A 15,646-nucleotide genomic window follows, 5' to 3' on the forward strand; every position below is an offset into this window, starting at 1 on the left:
CTGGAAGCGCAAGTTCGTCCATACGACGGACAGCAAGCACGACCTGCCAGTGGCCGCCAACGTGCTGAACCGACAGTTCAATCCGAGCGCGCCGAACCTGGCGTACGTCAGCGACATCACGTACATCCGTACCGGTGCCGGCTGGCTGTATCTGGCAACCGTGCTGGACCTTTACGCGCGCAAAGTGGTGGGCTGGGCCATGGCACCAAGCATGCCAGCCAAGCTGGTCTGCGATGCGTTGACGATGGCCATTCAACAGCGCCGGCCGGCAGCTGGACTGATCGTCCATTCCGACCGGGGCAGTCAATATGCCAGCGAGCTTTACCAGGACCTGCTGGCCAGCCACGGCTTCGTCTGCAGCATGAGCCGCAAAGGTAACTGCTGGGACAACGCCGTCGCTGAACGCTTCTTCTTGAACCTCAAGATGGAACGGGTCTGGCAGCGTCAATACGCTAACCACGCCGAGGCCAAAGCCGACATCACCGACTACATCGTCGGCTTCTATAACTGCAAGCGCATCAATTCAGCATTGGGCAATCTGCCGCCCTCTGTCTACGAACAGAAAATGGCAGAACGTGAACCTATCGTTGTGTCCGAAATTACTTGACCACCGCAGTCATCACTGTGCCATCCATTGCGAACGGGCCCTTATGCACAACGTAAGCGCACTGAACGAGAAAAAGCGAAATTCACGAAGCGGTAGCTTCATGATCCCCGAGCTTTCATAGCCGTCAATAGCCCCATACAGCCTGACTGTGCATCGATGAGTGCGTCAAGGCGTTTTGCTCCCGTCGAGTCTTCATCCTTAACAATGCTCTTATATTCTGTAATCGACCTGGAGTACTGCGCAGTTAAGTCGTCAATGTTTTGCTGTGACAGTGTTTTATTTGTGCCCTCTCTATTCGAGAGTTCGCCTATCACAGAATTAGAACCGCCAGCAGAGGATATGCCGATCCCCATCAATACAGTCTTTGCCGGCGCATACGCGATGACCCCGCCTATCAGTGCTACGAAAGCTCCGATTGCATTGAAATAAGCTTGTTTCTTTGTGCTGCTTGAACTTTCTGTTTTTAGCTCGATGAGCTTGCTCCAACAGTCCTTTTGCACTTCGCGGTAAAAGACGATCACTTTTGACTCAACTTCCTGTCTCTCCGCGATGTTTAGCGATACCTTGCCGGCATTTTTAATGACGGTGATAGATAGCTGGTCTCGCGCCACATCGGTTTTCACTGCTTGTGGTGATGGCTTTGAATGGCCTGCATCACTTGTTACGGTACCACTTGCCGGTGTTGCCCCTAACTGCGGTTGAACTGGCGCAGCATTCTGTGTGGCCGAAGCCTCCTGTATATCTAGTAGGGATGGTGTTCCTACAACAGCTTCAGAGGTCTCAGTTGGCCCGCTTAAGATTGTTGGCGGCGACTTTTCCACTTCTTGAGAAAATGCCGCGCCTTGAACCATCGTTGTGGCAAAGTACATGAATGTCGTAGCGGACAAGATGTTTAGCATCTGGGCCTCCAATAAGATGTAGGAATATTCTTACGATGCTAATTAATAAGATTGGTTAGTTTCTATTCAATTATCACTTTTCCCAAATAAGCAACAATTCGTGCGCGGTTGAATTTAGCTGAACGGCCAAGGTCAATGGTGTTGCTTAAATGTCAATATTTATCTGCTTATAAACACGCTTTACAAATAAATCCGGCTTCTTAGCCTGCCATTCTTTGAGCGCCTGAATGGGAGTTTGATGGTTTAAGGCGCGCTGCGGAATGTTGTGGTTGTAGAGTTTCAGATAGCTTTGCAGCGTCGATGCGAGTTCTGCCGCAGACCCGAATCGCGTCTGGCCGACGATCTCGCTGATGCGCCCGTTGAAGCGCTCAACCATGCCGTTCGTTTGTGGATGGCGTGGCGGAATCAGCCGATGCTCAATGCCAAACTGCTTGCAGAGACGATCAAAGATATGATGGCCACTGGGTTCCCTCTTGCGGCTCTGGCTGGTGAAACGATCCGTGAACTGGCTGCCGTTATCAGTGAGCAGTTTGACGATCTTGACGGGGCAGACCTGTTTCACTTTGTTCAGGAAGTCGACGCTGCTGCAGTCACTTTGGTCGGCGTAGATTGCCATGTAGACCCAGCGTGTAGCGCGGTCAATGGCGACAAACAGATAGCGCCGCTGTTGCTCGTCGGGCAGCTAAGCTCTTCGCAAACGGGAGGCGCCATCTCCGAATTCATCGAATGATTGCCATGGCCGGCCATGGCCGCTTGGTTGCTGGCGGCCTGGCTGGCGGGTTCGCGCACGGCCGCGCGGCGCTTTGCCGGGTTCAGGGGTGTTCAGCAATGTGCTGTGGGTCTGCCGGGGCTGGCAAGACGGGGCCTGGGCCTTGATCGTACTGAACGTTTGCCTGGCGCTGACGAATCTGCGCGGCATCGTCAAGAACGAGCGCCCGTGACGTCGCTCGCAGATGAATGTTATCAATATTGAATGCTTTTGCATGGCCGTATACATGCCGGGCCGCTGTCACGCGCCCATCTCAAGGCGGAAAATGGCCGTTCGGGCTGGGTAGTTCCAGATATTTGCTGTCTTATATAAGATTCGTCGCCATCGGATACACAAACAGCGGCAGGACAGTCTAAAATACGTGGTGGGCAAGCACGGCGTCACCGCCGGCACACTAGCCGTCCAAAGCAAGGCTAACCGTCCTGTGTTTGGACTGAAGAAAGTTAACCACCAGGCATCACCGCATACAAGGGAATGAACATGGCAACACAAAAATCCAAAATCATCTACACGCTGACTGACGAGGCGCCGCTGCTCGCGACGTATTCCCTGCTGCCAATTATCAAAAAATTCACCGCGCCGGCTGGCGTGGACGTGGTCGCCAGCGATATCTCGGTGGCGTCGCGTGTACTGGCTGAATTTCCCGAATTCCTGACGGACGCGCAAAAAGTCCCGAACACCCTGGCTGAACTGGGCAAATTGACCCAGAATCCGGACACCAACATCATCAAGCTGCCGAACATCAGCGCTTCCCAAGGTCAATTGATCGCTTGCGTGCGCGAATTGCAAGGCCGTGGCTACAAGTTGCCGGATTACCCGGAAGATGCGAAGACGGACGAAGAAAAGGCCTTGAAGGCCCGCTACGGCAAGTGCATCGGCAGCTCGGTCAACCCGGTCCTGCGTGAAGGCAATTCCGACCGTCGCGCACCGAAGGCTGTCAAAGAGTATGCGCGCAAGCACCCGCATTCGATGGGCGAGTGGAGCCAGTCGTCGCAAACCCACGTCTCGCACATGCATCATGGTGACTTCTACCATGGCGAAAAATCGCTGACCCTGGAAAAAGCGCGCGATGTCAAGATGGAACTGGTCACGGCCTCGGGCAAGACCATCGTGCTGAAACCGAAGGTTTCCCTGCAAGCGGGAGAAATCATCGACAGCATGTTCATGAGCAAGAAAGCGCTGCTGGAGTTCTACGAGAAGGAAATCGACGACGCCTTCAAGACGGGCGTGATGTTCTCGCTGCACGTCAAGGCCACCATGATGAAGGTCTCGCACCCGATCGTTTTCGGTCACTGCGTGCGCATTTTCTACAAGGACGCGTTCGCCAAGCACGCTGCCTTGTTCGACAAGCTGGGCGTGAATGTCAACAATGGCATGAGCAACCTGTACGACAAGATCGAAACCCTGCCAGCGTCGCAAAAAGATGAAGTGCTGAAAGACCTGCACGCCTGCCACGCGAATCGTCCGGAACTGGCCATGGTCGATTCGGCCAAGGGCATCACCAACTTCCATTCGCCGAACGACATCATCGTCGACGCGTCGATGCCCGCCATGATCCGTATCGGCGGCAAGATGTGGGGCGCCGATGGCCGTCCGAAAGACGTCAAGGCAGTCATGCCGGAATCGACTTTCGCGCGCATCTACCAGGAAATGATTGGCTTTTGCAAATGGCATGGCAACTTCGATCCGAAGACCATGGGCACCGTGCCGAACGTGGGCCTGATGGCGCAGCAGGCGGAAGAATACGGTTCGCACGACAAGACCTTTGAAGTGCCGGAAGGCGGCATCGCCAATATCACCGACCTGGAAACGGGCGAAGTGCTGCTGACGCAAACGGTGGAAGAGGGCGATATCTGGCGCATGTGCCAGGTCAAGGACGCGCCGATCCGCGACTGGGTCAAGCTGGCCGTCACGCGCGCGCGCAACTCGGGCATGCCTGCCGTGTTCTGGCTCGATTCCTACCGTCCGCACGAGAACGAAGTCATCAAGAAGGTACAGGTTTACCTGAAGGAGCACGACACCAAGGGCCTGGACATCCAGATCATGTCGCAAACGCGCGCCATGCGTTACACCCTGGAGCGCGCCTTCCGCGGCCTGGACACCATCTCGGTGACCGGCAACATCTTGCGCGATTACCTGACCGATTTGTTCCCGATCCTGGAACTGGGCACGTCCGCCAAGATGCTGTCGATCGTGCCACTGATGGCCGGTGGCGGCATGTACGAAACAGGCGCCGGCGGTTCGGCACCGAAACACGTCAAGCAACTGGTGGAAGAAAACCATTTGCGCTGGGATTCGCTGGGCGAGTTCCTGGCACTGGCCGTGTCGCTGGAAGACATGGGCATCAAAACGGGCAATGCGAAGGCTAAAATCCTCGCGAAAACCCTGGATGAAGCCACCGGCAAACTGCTGGACAACAACAAGTCGCCATCGCCACGCACCGGCGAGCTGGACAACCGTGGCAGTCATTTCTACCTGGCCATGTACTGGGCGCAAGCTCTGGCCACGCAGAAGGACGATGCGGAACTGGCAGCGCACTTCGCGCCATTGGCAAAAGCCCTGGCCGAGAATGAAGAGAAGATCGTTGCCGAGCTGAAAGCAGTGCAAGGCAAGGAAACGGATATCGGCGGTTACTACCTGCCAGATCCAGCGAAGACGGAAGCGGTCATGCGTCCTAGCGCCAGCCTGAATGCCGTGCTGGACAGCATCTGATGCAGTCCTGACAGGCAGTAAGGTCTTTACTGCCTGACAAAAAACAACGCCGCCGGAAGTGATTCCGGCGGCGTTTTTCATTTCCCCTCAGTGTTATTGGTAGTGCTTGTAGACCTCGGTGCTGCCATTGCTCTTGACTAGCAAGACGTCATACGGCTCCTTGCGCGGTCCTTCCATGCCTGGAGAACCCATCGGCATTGCCGGCACGGCCAGGCCTTTCGCCTTGGGTTTCTCGCGCAGCAACTGCTTGATCTCGCTGGCCGGTACATGGCCTTCGATGGCGTAGCCGTTGACGAGGCCCGTATGGCAGGAACCGAGGGCGTCGGGAATGCCGGCCAGCTTGCGGTATTGCGCCGGCATCTCGACATTTTTCGCGCGCACCGTAAAACCGTTCGCTTCCAGATGCTTGATCCATTCGGAACAGCAGCCGCAGGAGGCGCTCTTGTAGACTTCAATGACGGGCAGGGCCGCCATGGCGAACGTGGGCAGGCCCAGCATGGCGGCGAAGGCGCCGCGCAATAAGAAATGTTTGATCATGTGTTGCTTTCAGACGGATAAAGGCTATCGCGGCCACATGGGTGGCCTGCTTGTTAGTTAAGCGGAAAGTGGCCGCGGCGGCGGCGCTGGCCGTCGGGAATGAATCCCGTCAGCAAGGTGGCCGTTGCAATGGTGACCAGCAGCAGGATCAGCCATGTTTTGAAGAGTCTTAGCATCGCTGAAAAGTATAGCATAGGGACTCTGTCGCCAGGAGCAAGCGCCCGCTAGCGCGCGGCGGCGGCCAGCACTTTCGACGCGTACATGGCCCGGTCCGCATGGCGCAGCAGCAACTGCATGGTATCGCCGTCGTCCGGATAGTGGGCCGCGCCGATGCTGACGGCGATCTGCAATTGCTGTCCGTTGCCCAGGTGCAGCGGCGCAGCCAGGGCCGCATGGATCTTTTGCTCGATCAGGCTGACGTCCACCGGCGTGGTATTGCTTTCCAGAAGCACGACGAATTCATCGCCGCCCATCCTGGCCAGGGTGTCGGTTTCGCGCATGCAATCGCGCAGGCGGTTCGCCACCGTTTGCAGCAGCAGATCGCCACAGGCATGGCCGTGGTCGTCGTTGACGCGCTTGAAGTTGTCGAGGTCCAGAAACAGCAGCGACAGCCGGCCTTCCTGGCGGTGCGCGCGCGCGAAGGCCGTTTGCAGGCGGTCGAGGAACAGGCGGCGGTTCGGCAGGCGGGTCAGCTCGTCGTGCATGGCCATGAACTGCATTTGCGTCTGCAACTGCCGGCGCTCGATGGCGGTGGCAAGTTGCTTGGCGACAAATTGCAGCAAATCCTGGTCTTGCTCCGTGCCGATGACGGCATCCTGGCCGCCTTGCCAGGCCAGCGCGCCGATGCTGCCCATGGAGGAGTATAGCGGCACGGCAAGCCAGCACGAGGACAGGGCACCGGCCGCCGTTTGCAGCGCCGCCGGCAAGCCGGCCAGTTGTCCCGCCTGCAGACGCAGGGGGCGCCCGCTGCGCAGGACTTCCTCGCACAGCAGGCTGGCCAGGGACGAGGTTGGCTGGGGCGCGCTGTCGTCGGCATGGCAGGTGATGGGAAGTTGCACGCCATGTTCGTCATGCAGCAGCAAGGTCAGGCTGCGTGCCGGCAAGTGTTCGCCGATGATGTGCTGGATGCGGTGCAGCAAGGCGGGCAAGTCTTGCGTCGCCTGCATGGCTTCGGAGATGGCGTACAGGGCGGCCTGCTTTGCCTGCGCCTGTTTCAGCAAGGTGATGTCGCGCGCCACCGCCACGCGCAGCTGGTCGGCGGCGGACCAGCGGGCCGACCACATGATGTGCGCCAGGCTGCCATCCTTGCGCAGGTAGCGGTTTTCAAAGTGCGTCTGCGCATGGCCATCCATGATGGCTTGCGCGGCGGCCAGGGTGCGCGCACGGTCGGCGGGAGCGACCAGGTCGAGCATGCGCTTGCCGATCATTTCCTGCTGCGTGTAGCCGAAGATGCGTTCGCAGGCGGCGCTGACGAAGACAAAGCGCCCCTCCACGTCGACCATGCACACGGCGTCGAGCAGCAAATCGGTGAAACTGGCGACCGGCGCGCTAATCATATGTTTCATATGCCCACTATTCTAGTGGACATTGCCGATTGATATTGTAATTGTTGTTTTTAGGGAAAAGTGACCATTGAGCGCGGCTTGCCCTGCCGGCAACGGCGGCGGCATGCTCATGCTTGTCACTTCGGAGGAGGCGTCCCGTCAAAAAGTTGCTTTCCAGGCGCAGGAGCGCAGCCTGGAACAGGCGATGTCCAGGCTCTCAATCACTGACGACAAACGCGCCCGGGTCGAGTTGATCCAGCGTAACGATGGTGCCGTTGCCCGGCGCGCCACTGCTCTGACTGAGCCGTACATGCAGCTGGGCCAGATAGTCGGCGCGGCAGCGGCGCAGCACGTAGTCGCGGAAGTTATCCTGTTCCAGGGCGCGCCAGGCGCGTTCGCGTCCTTGCGCCGAGCGCATGCCGGCCAGCTCGATCAGCGCGGGCGTGATGCTGGCGTCGCCGCGGCTCAGGCGTGTGTAGCCGTAGCGATCCATATACGGGCCGGTGAGCGTTTCGATGAGATTGATGTCATCGTCCGACAGTTGCTGCCTGAATTTGTCGATGTTGGCCGCGATCGGCGCATAGCAGTTGGCCGACCAGAGTGACGACAACTGCGCGATTTGCCGCGCCTCCGCCGAAGCGGCCACGTCCAGCATTTGCGGCAGGAAGGCAATGCCGAGAAAGTCACATACCGTTTCCAGCGTCTCTTGTTGCCGCGACAGGAAATCTTCATAGCGTATCGTCAGCACGCGCTGCGGATAGCGTTGCACGACATGCTCGGCTGCCGCAAGGGCGGCCAGCCAGGTCCTGGTATTGAGCAGCGTGTCGAAATCGTGGATGATGGCGCGGTTCATCGACGCCACTTGCGCGCGTGGATCGCGCACGACGTTCAGGAACAGCATGTCCGGATACAACTTCACGATGTCGTCGGCGTAATGCACGCTGTCGAGCGACTTGTCCATGACCACCTGTGCGTGGCGGCGTTCGCCGGCGCGCAACAGCAACTCCCATGCCACGCGGTGGATGCTGCGCGGCTGGCCGCGCAGCGTCTCGAACACTTCCACCGGATCGAAGACGACCCCCGGCCACTTGACCATGCTGGCCGCCGCCAGGCCCACCACATCGACCACCAGGCGAAAGTAGGCGCGGTCGTCGCGCAAGTCGCCGTATAGAGGTAGCAGCGGCATCATATCGACCAGGTGCAGCGGATAGGGTGAATAAAACTGCGGCGACAGGTTCAGGCGCAGGCGCAGGGCATGGCTGCCGCAGCGGCGCAGGGGGATCATCATGACGGGGCGCGGGCGCGCGCCGTCGCCGGGCTGGTGGCTGCTGCTCATCTCATCATTCCTTGAAAAAGGTGGGCGCGCGGCATCAGATGAAGCGCGGGCACAGCTGCTGGAACAGCCGCTCGCAGGCCTGTTCCAGCGACAGCACGCCCGTGTCCAGCATCAGCGCCGGCGCCAGCGGTGCTTCGTAGGGCGCCGAGACGCCCGTAAATGCAGGGATCAGTCCGGCGCGCGCTTTTTTGTACAGTCCCTTGGGGTCGCGTTCCTCGCATAGCGCGCTCGGCGTGCTGATGTAGGCTTCGATAAAATTGTCACTGCCGATGATCTGGCGCGCCATCTCGCGGTCGCTGCGCAGCGGCGAGATGAAGGCGCAGATGACCATCATGCCGGCGTCGTTCATCAGCCTGGCCACGACGGCGCTGCGGCGGATGTTTTCCTGGCGGTCGCGGGGAGAGAAACCCAGGTCGCCATTCAGGTGATGCCGCATATTGTCGCCGTCGAGCACGCAGCTCAGGTGGCCCGCCGCCAGCAGCCGCCTTTCCAGCGCGTACGCCAGCGTCGACTTGCCTGCGCCGCTCAAGCCGGTCAGCCACAGCGTCGCGGCCAGCTGGCCGGCCAGCGGTCCCCGCTGTTCCTTGCTGATATGACCAGCATGCGGGAAGATGTGCGTCGCCATCACGTCGCCCGCCGCGTCTATCTGTTCCAGCTTACCCATGTGCTACTCCCGCCGTCGCCGGCTCAAAACTGCTCCCACTCGATTTCGCTGGGCTTGGCGACGGCCGGACGGGACGGCTTTGCCGTGGCGGACGGGCGTCGTGCCGCCAGCGGCGGCGGACGGCTGACCACGCGCAATCCCGCATTGCGGCCGCTGGCCATATTTCCCACGCGGAAGACGCTGACCACGTCGTTCAGGCTGTTGACCTGTTCCTGCATGGCTTGCGCGGCGGCGGCGGCTTCTTCGACCAGGGCCGCGTTTTGCTGCGTCACATTGTCCATTTGCGTCACGGCCATATTGATTTGCTCGATGCCGGCCGATTGTTCCTGGCTGGCAGACATCATTTCGGACATGATGCCGGTGACGCGCCGCACGCTGGCGACCACCTCGTGCATGGTCGATCCAGCCTGTTCGACCAGGCGGTTGCCGGCCTGGACCTTGTCGACCGAGTCGCCGATCAAGTCCTTGATTTCCCTGGCCGCTGCAGCCGAGCGCTGCGCCAGATTGCGCACCTCGGTGGCCACCACGGCAAAGCCGCGCCCCTGTTCCCCCGCGCGCGCCGCTTCGACCGCCGCGTTCAGCGCCAGGATATTCGTCTGGAAGGCAATGCCGTCGATGACGGCGATGATGTCGACGATCTTGCGCGCCGAGACATCGATGGCCGCCATGGTGTCGACCACTTGCGCCACCACGGCGCCTCCCTTGGTGGCGACATCGGAGGCCGATTCGGCCAGCCCGTTGGCCTGGCGCGCATGGTCGGTGTTGATGCGCACCGTGCTGGTCAGTTCTTCCATGGACGAAGCAGTTTGCTCCAGCGTGCTGGCTTGCTGTTCCGTGCGCGACGACAAGTCCAGGTTGCCCATGGCGATTTGTCCCGCCGCCGTGGCGATGGTCTCGGTGCTGGCGTGAACTTGCTGGACGATTTGCGCCAGGCTATCGCGCATCGATTGCATGGCGAACAGCAGGCTGTGCGTGTCGCCGGCGCGGGTGTGAATGGCGACGGCCAGGTTGCCGCTGGCGATCTGCCCGGCGATCGCCGCCGCTTCGCCGGGCTCGCAACCGAGTTGACGCGTCACCCCGCGCGTGATCAGCACTGCGGCCAACAGGCTGGTGGCCAGCGCCAGCGAACCGATGATCAGCATCACCAGGCGTGCCTGGCTGTAGGCAGCCTCGGCATTGATAGACGCTTCGTTATTCTGCTTTTCTTCGACGGCGATCAAGGTGCGCAGCAATTCCCACCATTGCTTTTGCACCGGGCGGAACTCATAGCGCAACAGCTTGTAGGCATCGTCCTGCTGCTGGTTCAGCGCCAGCGTGGCGGCCTTTTGAATAAAGGGGGCGGCCAGCTCGCTTTGTCTGCGGATCTGTTCAAGCAGGTTTCTTTCTTCGGTAGAGGTGCCTTCCCGGCTGGCGAACATCTTGCCCAGCCTTTGCTGGGCGGCCTCGTACTTCTTTTCCTGCGCCGCGATGCGCGTGACTTCGATCTGGATTTCCTTGTCCTCTTTCAGCAAAATCAGATTGCGCATCGCCAGTGCCCGCTCAGTGACCGTCAAATCCATGGTCTGGGCAAGGCTGGTTTCGACGTTGTTGACCTTGGTGGTTTCATCCATGCGATCCTGGATTTGCCGCATGCTGGTCAGCCCCAGCGTGATGACCAGCAACAGGAAGATGGCGACCAGACCAAAGCCCAGGCCGAGCCGCTTGGCGATGCTTAAGTTCATAAATTTCATACTGCCTCCTTAAGGCCATGCTTGCTGTTCCGAATAAGCAAATGCGGATTCATTACGAAGCACTCAGCGATCATAGTGATTGCCGGTAGAGGGAAAGTCACACATAGTCACTTTCATCATTTGAGCAACAGTATTAATTTACATGCGGCAACAGATCCAATCTGAGTTAAATGGCGCGCCCGCGTTGGCGCTGTTACTGGGACGTAGCGTGATTTATATCAAGAATGAAAAATTTTCATGCCACATTCGCTCATGATTTCACATTTCACGTCGTTATAGCAGCATCTGCCTGGCGCTCGAGATGCATCTATCCTTTCCCTGTGAAAGCGGGGGGATTGCGCGATGGCTGCTCGTTATCAAAAACTGAAAGTTATGCATAGTTTATTCAATCACCCATCCTCGTTTAGCAAGGCATAAGACCCATGACCTCCGTCTCCCCGATCCCGAGCTGGAATCCAGGTCCGTCCCGTGTGTCTGGCGTCACGGCCAGTCGGACGGACGCGCCGACCGTGCCGGCGTCCACGCCATCGACCATCGTTGCCTTTGGGGCGGAAGAAGGGGAGGTGCCGGCCATCTCCTACCTGCTGCCATCGCCCAAGGTGTGGGAAAGCCCGTCGCGCGACGACGTCAGCGACCAGATGACGAAAAATTTTGCCCCATACGCATCGTTTGGCGGGCGCTTCAGTGGCCTTGGTGCGGCCTTGCTGGACCAGCTCAAGGGGGGCGTGCGCAATGTATCGCAAGCGCTGCTGCAGCCGCCGGCGCGCGCGCAGCCTGGCGCTTACGCCGAGGTGGGCGGCATTGCGCCAGCCAGCCTGCATGGCAATGGCCAAGACAAGGTTAGCCTCAGCATCACCACCAAAAGCGGCATCGAGGTCAAGCTGTCGCTCGACAGCCAGGATGACGGCCTGGCCGTGCGCATGACGACCAGCGGCGAACTCAGCGACGCAGAAGTGAAGGCCCTGGGCGACCTGTCGGAAGCGTTCCAGCAAGCCATCGATGGCATGGCGCAGGGCACGCCGAAGATCAAGTTGAGCGGCCTGATGCAATTTGACCAGGAAGTGCTGGCATCGGTGAACCTGCACGCGGAAGTGCTGCTGCGCGGCGAGCCGCAAAGCACGCAAACCCTGGATTTCCAGGCTGACAGCACGCAGCGCAAGGTCAGCTTCACGGGCGCGGCCGGCACGCTGGACGTGAAAGTCGACGCCAGCCAGCTGAACGCCCTGGGCAGCAAGGAGGGGCAGGCGAAGGCCATGAGCAACTACATCAAGCAGATCGACCAGGCTGCCTGGCGCGGCCACGGCGACGCCGCTTTGATGTCCATGTTCAAGGATGCGTTTTCGGCCGTGCACAGCAATGTGCCCGTGTCGCCAGCCAGCGCGGGCCTGCCGGAACAGGGAAAATGGCAACTGGCTGCGGCAGACCGCGCCATGGTGACGGGCTTGCCGGACTTTAGCGCATCGGTCACGCAAACGGCGGCATTCAGCAATCCCATGCGTTCGTCGGAAAAGGATGGATTCCAGTACGAACTGTCACAAAAGACCAGCATTACCGGTGCCAGCCAGAATGAGCGCTCGATTCGCCAGCAGCAGCAATCGAAGCTGAGCGCGAGTTTCCACGAAACGCTGGTCCCGGGCGTGGCCCTGCGCCTGACCGACAAGGTGGAGTCGCAAAACTACACGTATCACCAGATTGAGGATACGGCCAGCAGCGATGCGCAAATAGGCTACAAGGATGGCAAGCTGGTCAAGGCCAGCCTGCAGCAGGCGGCCAGTCAGTCGACCCACATCACGAAATTTATGCTGGGCAAAGTGGAGTCGGATGTCACCACGCCGACCGACCATTCGCTGATGCGCGACCTGGTCTCCGTGCTGGGGCCATACAAGATGGGCGAGCAGGGCATGACTGCCGAGAAAAAGGCGGAGCAGCGCGAGAAATTGCTGCACACGCTGGGCGATGACGTGTTGCTGCAATCGTATGCGGGCCACGCCATCAGCCTGTGGCAAGCCGATGTGTTGCCGGAGGAAGGGGCGGCCGCTTCCGCTTAGCGACAGACCGCGCCCCAAAATGCAAAAAGCCCGTCTTCCTGCGAAGACGGGCTTTTTGCATTGCTTATTGCTTGATATAGCGCAAGGCAGCTATGCCTTGGCCTTGCTTTGCTTGATCCAGTAACCGACGCCCAGCGCGGCGAGCCACACGGGTATCAGATAGACGGAGATGCGCAGGCCCGGCGTCAGATACATGATCACCAGGATGCCGGCCAGAAACACCAGGCACAGGTAGTTGGTGAAAGGGTAGCCCAGGCTCTGGAACAAGGTCGTCTTGCCTTCGATTTTTTTCTGCGCGCGGAAGCGCAAATGGATCCAGCTGATCATGGCCCAGTTGATGATCAGCGCCGATACCACGAGTCCCATCAGCACTTCGAACGCTTCGCCCGGCATGAAGTAATTCACCACCACGCAGGCGCCCGTCGCCAGGGCCGATACACCCAGCGCTACCAGCGGCACGCCGCGGCGGTTCAGGTGCAGCAGCGCGCGCGGCGCATTGCCTTGCTTGGCCAGGCCGAACAGCATGCGCGTGTTGCAGTACACGCCGCTGTTATACACGGACAGGGCGGCCGTCAGCACCACCACGTTCAGGGCCGTGGCCACCAGGTTGCTGTCGAGCGCATGGAAGATCAGCACGAAGGGGCTGCCGCCGGTGACGACGTTTTGCCACGGGTACAGCGACAGCAAAATGCCCAGCGCGCCGATGTAGAAAATCAGGATGCGGTAAATGGCCTGGTTGGTGGCGCGTGGAATCGTCGTGCTCGGGTCGTCCGCCTCGGCCGCCGTGATGCCGACCAGTTCCAGGCCGCCGAACGAGAACATGATGACGGCCATGGCCATCACCAGTCCCTGCCAGCCATTCGGGAAGAAACCGCCGTGCTGCCACAGGTTGGCCACCGACGCCTGCGGGCCCGCGTCGCCGGAGGCGAGCAGGTACGCGCCGAAGACGATCATGCCGATGATGGCGACCACCTTGATGAGGGCGAACCAGAATTCCATTTCGCCAAATGCCTTGACGTTCAACAGGCTGATGGCGTTGATGACGCAAAAGAAGATGAGCGCCGAGACCCAGGTGGGCACGCCCGGCCACCAGTACTGCACGTAGATGCCGACGGCCGTCAGTTCGGCCATGCTGACGAGTACATACAGCACCCAGTAGTTCCAGCCCGACAGGAAGCCGGGCAGGTGGCCGCAGTATTTGTCGGCAAAGTAGCTGAAAGAGCCGGCGACGGGTTCGTCGACCACCATCTCGCCCAGCTGGCGCATGATCAGGAAGGCGATGACGCCGGCGATGCCATAGCCCAGCAGGACAGAGGGGCCGGCCATCTTGATGGTTTGCGCGATACCCAGAAACAGGCCGGTGCCGATGGCGCCGCCCAGGGCGATGAGCTGGATGTGGCGGCTTTTCAGGCCGCGCTTGAGCTCTTGTGGTTCGGTAATCCCGACTGCCGTCATATGTTTTATCCTGTTTTTACGGGGCTGAGGTCGCTGATTCTAAAGCATGCACGGGCAAATCAGGAGCGAAATGCATGTTGCACTGCGGAGGTGCAAGAAAAGCCCTGTATCTTCGCCGAACGGCGCGCAAAACCGCTGCAGGCTGCGCTGGCGGCACGGTATCATGATGGGAAATTTCAAGGAGCGAGTATGAATCTTGCGCAGTGCAGCCGTTTGCAAGGCATCAGCCTGGGCTTTTTGGCCGGCTATGTCGATACCCTGGGCTTTGTCGCCCTGTTTGGCCTGTTCACGGCCCATGTGACGGGCAACTTCGTGCTGATCGGCGCGGCGCTGGCCAACGCCACGCATGCCTCGATCGCCCTCAAGCTGCTGGCGTTTCCCGCGTTTATTCTGGGCGTGGCGGCGGCGCGGCTCTTGAGCGTGGCGGCCGAGCGCCGCAGCGGACCGGCGCTGCGCCTGACGCTGTTGCTGGAGCTGGCGCTGCTGCTCGGTTTTATGGTGTCTGGCCTGCTGGCTGAACCGCTGGAGGCGGAGCCGGGCGCGATGGCCACGACGGCCGGCTTGTTCGGCGCTGCGGCCATGGGTGCGCATAGCGCCATCAGCCGGCTGCTGCTGGCGCACCTGGCGCCCACGTCCATGATGACGGGCAATGTGACGCAATTGGTGATCGATACGGTCGACGTACTGCGCGGCGCGGCCGATGGCGCCACGCGCGAGCGCTGCGTCAAATTCTTCTGGCCCCTGTTGGGTTTTGCCGTGGGCGCCATCCTGGCCGCCTTTGTCTATCTGGCCGTGGGATTTGCCGCGCTGGCCGTGCCGCTGGGCATCTTGCTGGTGCTGATCGCGCTGGAGCCGGCGCGCCTGGCCGCTTAATCCTGCGCCGCTTGGCGCGCCGCGACGATGGCCGGTTCGTACACGGCCAGAAACTCGGGCGGCAGACGGCGCGCGCGGCCGCTGCTCAGTTCGATGCAGATCAATTCCCAGCGTCCGCGCACGACGGTGGCGCCGTCGCTGTCGCGGATCAGCTGGAAGCGCCGTTCCATGCTGGAGCGGCCATCGCTGGCGCATAGCCAGGTGGCCAGGGTCAGCGCTTCACCCATCTTGGTGGGCAGCAGGTAATCGTATTCGCCGCGGCGTATCGCCATGGCCCTGTCAAGGCGCCGGTAATCGTCCAGATTGAGCCCCAGAGCGGCCGAATGGTGCCAGGCAATATGCTCGCACCAGCGCACGTAGACGGCATTGTTCGTATGCTGCAAGCCGTCGATGTCGGCCGCTCCGGGTATGACGGGCAGGGTGTGGGCGTGCGGATAATCCCAGTTCAAGTGCGCTCCTTTCGATACGGTGG

Annotated in this window: 14 protein-coding genes and 1 pseudogene; 5 read left to right on the forward strand and 10 right to left on the reverse strand. The window is 60.2% G+C overall.

The window, feature by feature from the left end; all coding sequences use genetic code 11:
* Positions 1–607, forward strand: a 607-nt coding sequence (locus ACQ4WS_RS04720; RefSeq protein WP_436474101.1) for an IS3 family transposase, incomplete at its 5' end; no start/stop codon positions are given.
* 98 nt (positions 608–705) lie between these two features.
* On the opposite strand, the gene ACQ4WS_RS04725 is transcribed toward ACQ4WS_RS04720, so the two are convergent.
* Together ACQ4WS_RS04725 and ACQ4WS_RS04730 are read right to left on the reverse strand one after the other, a co-directional pair.
* Positions 706–1,506 carry a hypothetical protein gene (locus ACQ4WS_RS04725; protein ID WP_436474103.1) on the reverse strand — a complete coding sequence of 267 codons (801 nt, stop codon included), beginning with the start codon at positions 1,504–1,506 and terminating at the stop codon, positions 706–708.
* Between the two features lie 145 nt (positions 1,507–1,651).
* A pseudogene (locus ACQ4WS_RS04730) lies at positions 1,652–2,188 on the reverse strand (integrase core domain-containing protein); the annotation flags it as partial.
* A 136-nt stretch (positions 2,189–2,324) separates the two neighbouring features.
* Between ACQ4WS_RS04730 and ACQ4WS_RS04735 the strand changes: the two are divergent.
* Positions 2,325–2,447, forward strand: a complete 123-nt coding sequence (locus ACQ4WS_RS04735) for a hypothetical protein (RefSeq protein WP_436474104.1) — start codon at positions 2,325–2,327, stop codon at positions 2,445–2,447.
* Positions 2,448–2,755: 308 nt separating this feature from the next.
* Complete coding sequence (locus ACQ4WS_RS04740) at positions 2,756–4,987, forward strand: NADP-dependent isocitrate dehydrogenase (RefSeq protein ID WP_436474106.1); 2,232 nt, start codon at positions 2,756–2,758, stop codon at positions 4,985–4,987.
* Positions 4,988–5,080: 93 nt separating this feature from the next.
* Here ACQ4WS_RS04740 and ACQ4WS_RS04745 read toward each other — a convergent pair whose 3' ends face one another.
* The 6 genes from ACQ4WS_RS04745 to ACQ4WS_RS04770 form a co-directional block, all read right to left on the reverse strand.
* A complete protein-coding gene (locus ACQ4WS_RS04745; RefSeq protein WP_436474108.1) occupies positions 5,081–5,524 on the reverse strand; it encodes a DUF411 domain-containing protein in 444 nt (147 codons plus the stop codon).
* A gap of 53 nt (positions 5,525–5,577) precedes the next feature.
* Complete coding sequence (locus tag ACQ4WS_RS04750; protein WP_436474110.1) at positions 5,578–5,700, reverse strand: hypothetical protein; 123 nt, start codon at positions 5,698–5,700, stop codon at positions 5,578–5,580.
* Positions 5,701–5,748: 48 nt separating this feature from the next.
* Positions 5,749–7,089, reverse strand: a complete 1,341-nt coding sequence (locus tag ACQ4WS_RS04755) for a sensor domain-containing protein (RefSeq protein WP_436474112.1) — start codon at positions 7,087–7,089, stop codon at positions 5,749–5,751.
* Between the two features lie 196 nt (positions 7,090–7,285).
* Entirely contained in the window at positions 7,286–8,404 is a 1,119-nt protein-coding gene (locus ACQ4WS_RS04760) for a sulfotransferase family protein (protein WP_436474114.1), read from the reverse strand.
* 34 nt (positions 8,405–8,438) lie between these two features.
* Complete coding sequence (gene cysC / locus ACQ4WS_RS04765) at positions 8,439–9,068, reverse strand: adenylyl-sulfate kinase (RefSeq protein WP_436474116.1); 630 nt, start codon at positions 9,066–9,068, stop codon at positions 8,439–8,441.
* 23 nt (positions 9,069–9,091) lie between these two features.
* Entirely contained in the window at positions 9,092–10,798 is a 1,707-nt protein-coding gene (locus ACQ4WS_RS04770) for a methyl-accepting chemotaxis protein (RefSeq protein WP_436474118.1), read from the reverse strand.
* A gap of 422 nt (positions 10,799–11,220) precedes the next feature.
* Here ACQ4WS_RS04770 and ACQ4WS_RS04775 point away from each other — a divergent pair, with 422 nt between their 5' ends.
* Positions 11,221–12,846, forward strand: a complete 1,626-nt coding sequence (locus ACQ4WS_RS04775) for a hypothetical protein (RefSeq protein WP_436474120.1) — start codon at positions 11,221–11,223, stop codon at positions 12,844–12,846.
* A 90-nt stretch (positions 12,847–12,936) separates the two neighbouring features.
* On the opposite strand, the gene ACQ4WS_RS04780 is transcribed toward ACQ4WS_RS04775, so the two are convergent.
* Positions 12,937–14,301, reverse strand: a complete 1,365-nt coding sequence (locus ACQ4WS_RS04780; protein WP_436474122.1) for an amino acid permease — start codon at positions 14,299–14,301, stop codon at positions 12,937–12,939.
* A 189-nt stretch (positions 14,302–14,490) separates the two neighbouring features.
* Here ACQ4WS_RS04780 and ACQ4WS_RS04785 point away from each other — a divergent pair, with 189 nt between their 5' ends.
* A complete protein-coding gene (locus tag ACQ4WS_RS04785) occupies positions 14,491–15,174 on the forward strand; it encodes a YoaK family protein (RefSeq protein WP_436474124.1) in 684 nt (227 codons plus the stop codon).
* Here ACQ4WS_RS04785 and ACQ4WS_RS04790 read toward each other — a convergent pair.
* Complete coding sequence (locus tag ACQ4WS_RS04790) at positions 15,171–15,623, reverse strand: acyl-CoA thioesterase (RefSeq protein ID WP_436474126.1); 453 nt, start codon at positions 15,621–15,623, stop codon at positions 15,171–15,173. The genes ACQ4WS_RS04785 and ACQ4WS_RS04790 overlap by 4 nt on opposite strands.
* Positions 15,624–15,646: the final 23 nt, after the last annotated feature.

It is taken from the genome of Janthinobacterium leeuwenhoeki (genome assembly GCF_051380795.1).
Lineage (GTDB): Bacteria > Pseudomonadota > Gammaproteobacteria > Burkholderiales > Burkholderiaceae_D > Janthinobacterium.

Bases quoted from the DNA above. Each gene is read 5' to 3' on its own strand.
- ACQ4WS_RS04725 (WP_436474103.1), bottom strand. From the start codon at position 1,506: ATGCTAAACATCTTGTCCGCTACGACATTCATGTACTTTGCCACAACG.
- ACQ4WS_RS04745 (WP_436474108.1), bottom strand. From the start codon at position 5,524: ATGATCAAACATTTCTTATTGCGCGGCGCCTTCGCCGCCATGCTGGGC.
- ACQ4WS_RS04740 (WP_436474106.1), top strand. From the start codon at position 2,756: ATGGCAACACAAAAATCCAAAATCATCTACACGCTGACTGACGAGGCG.
- ACQ4WS_RS04775 (WP_436474120.1), top strand. From the start codon at position 11,221: ATGACCTCCGTCTCCCCGATCCCGAGCTGGAATCCAGGTCCGTCCCGT.
- ACQ4WS_RS04755 (WP_436474112.1), bottom strand. From the start codon at position 7,089: ATGAAACATATGATTAGCGCGCCGGTCGCCAGTTTCACCGATTTGCTG.
- ACQ4WS_RS04750 (WP_436474110.1), bottom strand. From the start codon at position 5,700: ATGCTAAGACTCTTCAAAACATGGCTGATCCTGCTGCTGGTCACCATT.
- ACQ4WS_RS04780 (WP_436474122.1), bottom strand. From the start codon at position 14,301: ATGACGGCAGTCGGGATTACCGAACCACAAGAGCTCAAGCGCGGCCTG.
- ACQ4WS_RS04770 (WP_436474118.1), bottom strand. From the start codon at position 10,798: ATGAAATTTATGAACTTAAGCATCGCCAAGCGGCTCGGCCTGGGCTTT.
- ACQ4WS_RS04760 (WP_436474114.1), bottom strand. From the start codon at position 8,404: ATGAGCAGCAGCCACCAGCCCGGCGACGGCGCGCGCCCGCGCCCCGTC.
- cysC (WP_436474116.1), bottom strand. From the start codon at position 9,068: ATGGGTAAGCTGGAACAGATAGACGCGGCGGGCGACGTGATGGCGACG.
- ACQ4WS_RS04785 (WP_436474124.1), top strand. From the start codon at position 14,491: ATGAATCTTGCGCAGTGCAGCCGTTTGCAAGGCATCAGCCTGGGCTTT.